8 protein-coding genes and 1 pseudogene are annotated in these 7,890 nt (G+C 72.3%); all 9 read right to left on the bottom strand.

Going from position 1 to position 7,890, the window contains the following annotated elements:
- Nucleotides 1-1,680: cache domain-containing protein (locus tag VKG64_09085; protein HKB25194.1), on the bottom strand; the 1,680-nt coding region annotated here is incomplete at its 3' end.
- A gap of 1 nt (nt 1,681) precedes the next feature.
- Nucleotides 1,682-2,668: an ABC transporter substrate-binding protein gene (locus VKG64_09080; protein ID HKB25193.1), complete on the bottom strand. Its 987-nt coding sequence runs from the start codon at nt 2,666-2,668 to the stop codon at nt 1,682-1,684.
- A 9-nt stretch (nt 2,669-2,677) separates the two neighbouring features.
- Nucleotides 2,678-3,160: a low molecular weight protein arginine phosphatase gene (locus tag VKG64_09075; protein HKB25192.1), complete on the bottom strand. Its 483-nt coding sequence runs from the start codon at nt 3,158-3,160 to the stop codon at nt 2,678-2,680.
- A complete protein-coding gene (locus VKG64_09070; protein ID HKB25191.1) occupies nt 3,157-4,149 on the bottom strand; it encodes an SDR family oxidoreductase in 993 nt (330 codons plus the stop codon). The genes VKG64_09075 and VKG64_09070 overlap by 4 nt, the downstream gene beginning before the upstream one ends.
- 2 nt (nt 4,150-4,151) lie before the next feature.
- A pseudogene (locus VKG64_09065) lies at nt 4,152-4,964 on the bottom strand (TlpA disulfide reductase family protein).
- Between the two features lie 95 nt (nt 4,965-5,059).
- Entirely contained in the window at nt 5,060-5,842 is a 783-nt protein-coding gene (locus VKG64_09060; GenBank protein ID HKB25190.1) for an SDR family oxidoreductase, read from the bottom strand.
- Nucleotides 5,843-5,855: 13 nt separating this feature from the next.
- A complete protein-coding gene (locus tag VKG64_09055; protein HKB25189.1) occupies nt 5,856-6,485 on the bottom strand; it encodes a CoA pyrophosphatase in 630 nt (209 codons plus the stop codon).
- A gap of 3 nt (nt 6,486-6,488) precedes the next feature.
- Nucleotides 6,489-7,280: an aldolase/citrate lyase family protein gene (locus tag VKG64_09050; GenBank protein ID HKB25188.1), complete on the bottom strand. Its 792-nt coding sequence runs from the start codon at nt 7,278-7,280 to the stop codon at nt 6,489-6,491.
- A 16-nt stretch (nt 7,281-7,296) separates the two neighbouring features.
- On the bottom strand, nt 7,297-7,890 hold a 594-nt coding region (locus VKG64_09045), incomplete at its 5' end, for a PD-(D/E)XK nuclease family protein (GenBank protein HKB25187.1).

Genomic DNA, 7,890 nt, shown 5'->3' with positions numbered 1-7,890 from the left:
TGCCGTCAGCTCCTCCACCGACCGGCTCAGCGCGCGCGTCCGCTCCTCGAGCTCCTTGAACAGGCGCACGTTCTCGATGGCGATGACCGCCTGGTCGGCGAAGGTCTTCACCAGCGCCGTCTGCTTCGCCGTGAACGGGTGCACCTCGACCCGCCGGATCGTGATGACGCCGATCACGGCGTCCTCGCGCATGAGCGGGACGACGAGCACGGTGCGGAAGCCGCTGCCCTGTTGCAGCGCTCGCGCCTCGAGATAATCGCCGTGGGCGAACTCCTCGAGGATGTCGTCGATGTGAATCGTTCGACGCTCGAGGATGGCGCGGCCGGACGGCGTGGCCCACGTCACCGGACGCACGTCGCTCACCGCCGTGATGGCGCCGAAATGCGCCACCCGGTGCATCATGTCGCCGTCCACCCTCATGACGATCGCATCGACGGCGCCGCAGAGCCGCGCGGCGCTTTCGGCCACGGCGTCCAGCACCGGCTGGACGTCTGTCGGCGAGCTCGAGATCACGCGCAGGATCTCCGCCGTCGCCGTCTGCTGCTCGAGCGCCTCGGTGAGCTCCCGCGTGCGCTCCTCGACCTTCCGCTCGAGGGTCGCGTACGACTCCTGGAGTTGGGCGGTCATGGTGTTGAACTGCGCCGCGAGCGCCTCCAGCTCGTCGCCCGTGCGGATCTCGATCCGGTGCCCGAGCTCGCCCGCGCCGATCCGCGCGGCGCCCTCCTGGAGCGCCTGGATCGGCGTCACCATCTTCCGCGCGAGCAGCACGCTCGCCACGATCGAGAGGAGGACGCCGGCGAGCACGAGGATGGCGGTCTGCTGGATCGCGGCCCACAGCGGCGCGAACGCCTCCTCGAGCGGCTGCTCGACGAACACCGACCAGCGCAGCGGCACGATCGCCGCCTGGGCGGTGAGAACGCGCTGGCCCCGGAGATCGTGCGCGAGCGTGACCTCCTCGGGCTCGCCGGCCGGACCGGCCGCGCCGGCGAGCGCCGCCCTGACCTGCGGAAGCCCCGCGAGCGTCGTCTTCTGGAGCACCAGGCTGATGTCGGGGTGCGCGATCAGCGCGCCCTGGCCGTCCACGACGAACGCGTGGCCGGCCTTGCCGACCTTGATCTGCGAGACGACGTCCCAGATGAACTTCAGATTCACCTCGGCCACAGTGACGCCGCCCTCGCGGCCCGGGGCGCCGACCGCGAGCGTCATGTACGGCTCCGACTCCTTCCGGAAGTAGACCGGACCGTAGTAGACGCGGCCGCCCTTCGCCTCGAGGAACTTCGGCTCACGCGAGGCGTCGAGCCCGCTGCCGGCGACGTCCATCGCGAGGCGCGAGATGCGCTGCTGCTCCCGGCCGGCCGCGTCGAGGTAGCTGATCTCGGTGATCGCGGGGGCCTGCTTCTGGAGGCGCAGGTACTCGACCCGCCGCTGCTCGAGCTGCACCGCGGGCGGGCCGAGCTGGGGCTGGGACGTCCAGCCGATCTGCCGCTCGATGTCCTTGATGAACCCCTCGATCTTCGTCGCCGCGGCGCGCGCCTTCTCGCGCTGGAGGGTGACGAGCGCGGCCTTGTTCTGCTGGTATGAGAGGTAGACGCCGATGGCGCCCGAGGCGAGGAGCGGCCCGCTCACCAGGACCGCGAGCACGAGGACGTACTGACGGAACAGGCGCCCGCGCGCCTTCACGTCACTCCACGACCCGGTCGGCGCGCTTGAGTAGATCCTCGGGCACGGCGAGGCCGAGGCTCTTCGCGGTCCCCCGGTTGATCGCGAGCGTGAGCTTCTTGGCGCCCTCGACGGGCACGTCCTGGGGCCGGGCCCCCTTGAGGAGCTTGGCGACGAGCGTCGCCGCCTGGACGCCCTCGGTGTATTGATCGGAGCCGTAGGAGGCGAGCGCGCCCTGGCGGATCCAGAGCGTCGTCGGAAACACCGCGGGAATCTTCCGCGCGAGCGAGACCTCGAGCATCCGCCCGGGCACCTCGAGACGCGGGAGGTCGGGCGGCAGCATCCCGTCGCCGGCCTTGAGCTCGCGCGTGACGGTCTCGACGTCGGCCGCGTTCCGCGCCGGGCGCGCCAGGATCTCGACGCCGAACCGCGCGGCGACCTCCTGGGCCTTCCGCTGCGCGACGACGGAGGCCGGATCATCCGGGTGCGCGACGACGAGCACCCGGCGGACGCGGGGCGCGAGCGCTTTCAGGATCTCGAGCCGCTTCGGCACGAGCTCGGTCGTCAGGCCGGACACCCCGGTGACGTTGGCGGCGGGCCGCGCGGGCTCCGACACGAGCCCCGCGGCGACGGGGTCGCTCACGACCGTGAAGACGATCGGGATCGCCGACGTCGCGGCCTTCGCCGCGCGCGTCGCGAGCGGCCCGTTCGCGAAGATCAGGTCCACCTTCGACCGCACGAGCTCCTCGGCCGCGGGCCCGAGCTCCGGCTCCCTCCCGCGCGTGAAGCGGACGACGTACGTCACGTCGCGGTCCTCCAGCATCCCCTGCTGCTTGAGCCCCGCCTTGAGCCCCTCGACCATCGGCGCGTTCTTGGCGAACGAGGTGTTGAGGACGCCGATGCGGTAGAGCTTCGCCGCCGGCTGCTGGCCGCGCGCGCCGCCGGGGAGGAGCCCGACGGCGGCAAGCAGCAGGAGCGCCAGAACCACCGCGGGCCGCGTCCGGGTCACGGGGTCACCTCAGGGCGATAATGTCACAAGAAGGCGGTCGAGGGAGAGCTTCAGGCAACGCTTGATCTCGTCGCGGCAGGCGCGATACCGCTCCTCGCTCTGGCCGACGGGGTCGGCGATGTCGCCGAGCTCGCCGGCGAGCTCCCGGAGCGTCAGCACCGGCGGTCCGGTCCTCGCCCCCAGGGCGCGGATCGCCTGCGTCTGGGCGGCCGTCATGGTCAGCACGAGGTCCGCCGCGGCGACGATGTCCGGGTGCGCGCGCAGGTCGGTCGAGGCGAACGCGTCCTCGGCGAGATCGATCCCCTCCTCGCGGAGGACGATCCGCGCGTCCAGCGAGGGGATCATCCCGTCGCGCGCGATGTTGCCGATCCCGCCCGAGAGGACGCGGACGGCCCCGTCCGCGCGCCGCTCCTCCAGCATCCGCTCGAGCAGCACGTGCGCCATCACGCTCCGGCAGGTGTTGGCGTGGCAGACGAAGAGGACCGTCTTCACTTCTCCTCCCAGGGCGACTGCCAGAAGCGGACGCCGCTCCCGAGGTCCGTCCACTCCTCCTTCGGCCGCTCGCCGAGGCTCTTGCCGAACGCCGTGCCGGGCGGCTCCTTCAGGCCGCGGCCGAGGGTCGTGGGGAAGAGCTTCACCAGCTCGTCGGGCGTCAGGCGGCGGTTCGCCTCGAGCCGCCTCACCGCCTGGGGCTGGGCGAGGAGCGTGTAGCCGTACCCGAACGAGTGGAAGACCTGGCCGTTGACGTGCGCCGCGGCGTCGCTGGCGAGGTAGACGACGAGGGGCGCGACGTTGTCGGGGTCGCGCTCGGTGCCGACCGCCTGCTCGCTCGGCCACTTGCCCGTCTGCTCGAAGACCTCGCGCCCCCGCGGCGTCGAGTCGATCATGCGCGTCGCCCCGCTCGGCATGATCGCGTTCGTGGTGACGCCGTACTTGGCGAGCGCGTTCGCGGTGGACCAGGTGAGGCCGATGATGCCGGCCTTCGCCGCCGCGTAGTTCGGCTGGCCCGGCGCGCCGAGCGCGGAGACCGACGACATGCTGATGATCCGGCCGCCCTTCTGCTCGCGCATCGCGATCGAGGCCGCGCGCACGGTGTTGAACATGCCCTTCAGGTGGACCCCGAGCACCGCGTCCCACTCGACCTCGGTCATGTTGAAGACCATCCGGTCGCGCAGGATGCCGGCGACGTGCACGAGCACGTCGATCCGGCCGTACGTCGTGACGACCTGCTCGACCATCGCCGTCGCCTCGCCGAAGTCGGCGACCGAGCCGAAGTTCGGCGCGGCCGCGCCCCCGGCCTTGACGATCTCGTCCACCACCTGCGCGGCGGGGCGCTGGTCGCCGCCCTCGCCCGCGAGGCTCGCACCCAGGTCGTTGACGACGACCTTCGCCCCGGCCTTCGCGAGGGCCAGCGCGATGCCGCGCCCGATGCCCCGCCCCGCGCCCGTCACCAGCGCCGCCTTGCCGTCGAGGAGTCCCATGGTCACTCCGGTAGTGGTCGGTAGTACGGGTTTCCTGCCTTGGTCCACGCCCCCAGCATCTCGCGGAACTCCCGCCCCATCGGATCGACGCCGCGCATCGGCATCGTGCCGCGGCGGATCGTGAAGTCGTGCGGCGCCAGCTCGCCGGCCCGGAGGAAGTGGCGCGCGGCGGCCTCTCGCCGCCCGCGCTCGAAGAGCCACTCGCCGAGCCCGAACTCGGCGCGGGCCTGCTGGTCCTCGGCGGTGGGGAGCCGCTGGAGCTGCCGCGCGCGCGCCTCCGGGATCGCCGCCGCCTCGCCCCTCACCCACGCCCGGAGCGCCCCGAGGTGCTTCGCGGCCTCGAGCCCGGTGATGTGCTTGAAGGTGTCCGTGCCGAAGGCGACGTCGTTCGGCCGCACGATCCGGCCGCGCTCGTCGATCCAGAGGACCGTTGGCACGTTGACGATGTTGTAGAGGTCGGCGAGGACGTGCTTCGTGTCCACGAGCGAGGGGTGCGACGGCTTCGCGGCGTCGATCCAGGGCCGCGCGTCGTCCGGGCTCTTGTCGAGCGCGACCGTGATCACCACGAAGCCGCGGTCCTGGAGCTCCTCGTACACTTCCTGCCACACGGGCAGGTCGAGGCGGCACCCTCACCAGGAGGCGTACGCGACCAGGAGAATCTTCTTCCCGCGGTGCTCGGCGAGCGAGTGCGGGCGGCCCGCGAGGTCGGGCAGCGCGAAGTCGGGCGCCTCGAGCGACGCGAGCGCGCGCGCGCGCTCCTTGGCACTCGTGCCGAGATACGCCGCGCGCTCGTCACGGTCGAGGGCGACCGGCCGGCCCTCGCGCTCGGCGCGCGTCACGACCTCGAGGCCGCGCGCCTCCGGCACCTCCACGGCGCGCGCGCCCTCGATAATCGTGAGCGTCGCGGCGCTCATGGGTCGGGCCCGCCGGCGCGGCCCGCCACGGCGAGGTCGGCGGTCATGTCGCGCTGGATCGTCGGGCTCATCACGATCTCCTCGATCACCGTGCGCAGCGGGAGCGTGACGCAGAGGAGGATCGCGCGCGCGACGTCCTCGGCCTGCATCATCGTCGCGCGCGCCTTCGCGTCGGGGGGCAGCGGCCGCTTGTCGAGGATCGGCGTGTCCACCTCGGCCGGCATGATCGTCGTCGCGCGGATGCCCTTGTCACACAGCACCGTGTGGACGTGGCCCATCAGATTTCGTACCGCGGCCTTCGCCGCGCCGTAGGGCGCGCCGCCGATCAGGCCCGGCTTGAGCGCCGCCAGCGAGGACACCGTGACGACCGTGCCGCTGCCGCGCTCGATCATGCCCGGCAGCACCGCCTGGGTGAGCGCGTACACGCCGTTCAGGTTCACGTCGAGCACGCTGTCCCACTCGTCCTTGCCGACCCAGCGGATCGAGCGGGCCTTGCTCGAGTGGCCCGCGTTGTTGACGAGGATGTCCACGCGCCCGAGCGCCTCGACGGTGAAGCGGGCGAGCGCGACCGCCTCGGCGTGCTTGCCGACGTCGGCCTGGCGCGCGGTCGCCCGTCCCCCGGCTCGCGCGATCTCGCCGACGATGTCGTCGAGCGGCGGCTTGCGCCGCCCGGCGACCACCACGTGGGCGCCCTCGGCCGCCAGCATCTTCGCCGCCTCGCGGCCGATGCCGCTGCCGCCGCCTGTCACGATCGCCACCTGCCCGTCGAGCCTGCCCATCGCGCCGCTCAGACTACCACGCCCAGACGGGCTCTCCGAAGTGGGCGACGCGCGTGGGGCGGCCGTGGACGACGACCTCGCGGAGCTGGTAGATGACGGCGGCCGTCGGCGCGTGGACGAGCGTCGAGAGGATCGGCACCTGGATGACCGGACGGTCGCTCTCCGGAATCGTCACGAGCCGCGGCACGTCCGGCCGGTCGAGGTCGGCGAGCGGCACCCGGTAGACGCCGGCCACCTCGTCGGGGTTCGGCCGGAGCGCGGCGTCGCCCTCGCCCCAGACGACGACGGGCGTGATGACGAAGCCCGAGCGCGTGCCGTAGTCGTCGAGCAGGCCGAGCACCGACCCGGGCTCGCGCACGAGGCCGAGCTCCTCCTGGAGCTCGCGCAGCGCCGCCCGTTCGGCGCTCTCGCCCGGGTCGATGCGGCCGCCCGGCAGCGCCCACTGGCGCGCGTGGGCCCGGAGCCCGGCCGCGCGGCGCGTGAGGAGGAAGCAGCCGCGGCCCTCGTCGTCCGGGACCAGGACGACGGCGACCGCAGCCGGCCGCCGGCCGTCCGGGGCGAGGGTCCGCCGCTCGAAGGCGGCGAGGTGGGCGCGCGCCCGCTCCCGGAGCGCGTCGGAGAAGGGATGCGTGGGGCCGGTCACGCCTCAGTACGCGGGGAGCTTGCCCGCCTTGACGCCGGTCTTCCTGACCGCGCCGACCTCCTCGGCGGCCTTCGCGGCCATGAAACGGCTGTCGCTCGCGAGCGTGACGAACTGGTAGCCCGCCGCGACCATCTTGAGCGCGTAGGCGGCCGTGGCGTTGTGGATGCCGGCGACGACGCCGTGGCGCTTGCAGGCCTCGACGATCCGCTGCTGCGCCTCGACGACGGGCGGGTCGGTCTGGTCGAGCCGCGGCTTGCAGCCGAGCGTCAGCGAGAGATCGGACGGCCCGACGTAGACCGCGTCGATGCCCGGCACGCGGAGGATCTCGTCGATGTTCTTCACCGCCTCGGCCGTCTCGATCATCGGCATGACGACGAGCTGGTCGTTGGCGTGGTCGCCGTAGTCGGCACCGGCGTAGATGGACGCGCGCACGGGGCCCCAGCTCCGGTAGCCGCGCGGCGCGTACTTGCACGCGGCCACGAGCGCCTCGGCCTGGGCGCGCGTGTTGATCATCGGGCAGATGACGCCGTACGCGCCGGCGTCGAGGATCTTCATGATCCGCGCCGGGTCGTTCCAGGGCACCCGCGCGAGTGGGATCACCGGCGTGGTCGAGATCGCCTGGAGCATCGTGACCGCGACCTGGTAGTCCACGACGCCGTGCTGCATGTCCACGGTGAGCGAGTCGAAGCCCTGATGGGCCATGACCTCGGCGGCGAAGGCGCTCGGGATCGAGCACCACCCGTTCACGACCGCCTCGCCCCGCTTCCAGATCGCCTTCAGCGTGTTCTCTCTCACGGCGCGCTGCTCCTGGTCACGAGCCGAGCTCGGGGCGGCAGACCGCCCGGAAGTTGCACCAGCGGCAGATGCGCAGGTCCTCCGTCTTCTCGAAGTCGTTGATCACCGCCACGTTCGCGTCGGGGTCCACGAGGTACGCCTTCATGGAGCGAACGGACAGCCGGAGCTGCTCCTTGATCTCCATGAGCCGCGCGTCGCTCCAGCGATGAGGCGTCACCTCGGGCTCGCGCAGGTTCGCCTCGAGCAGGTCCACGCGCGCCGGCTCGACGCCGAGGACCTCGTGGGCGTAGAGCGCGTAGCAGCCGAGCTGGAAGGCGGCGGCCTCGGGGTTCGCGCCGCCCGTCTTCCAGTCCACGAGCGCGAGGCGCCCCGTGCCGGTCCAGTAGCCGAAGTCGGGCGCGACCCAGACCGACGTGCCTTCGAAGGCGAAGACCTTCGACCAGTGCTCGATGGACCAGTGCGCCGGCTCGGACTTCTTGATCTCGGCGGTGAGCGGCAGGCGGAAGAAGTTGCGGAGGCACTGCCCGACGTTCCGGCTGAGTGCCTGCCAGGCCGCGCGCGAGAGCTCGATCCGGTACTCGTGCTCGAAGAGCGCCGTGGACTTGGGATG

This window comes from Candidatus Methylomirabilota bacterium (genome assembly GCA_035260325.1).
GTDB lineage: Bacteria > Methylomirabilota > Methylomirabilia > Rokubacteriales > CSP1-6 > AR19.
The sequence above is the reverse complement of the archived record's forward strand: the minus strand, read 5'-3'. Positions and strand labels throughout refer to the sequence as shown.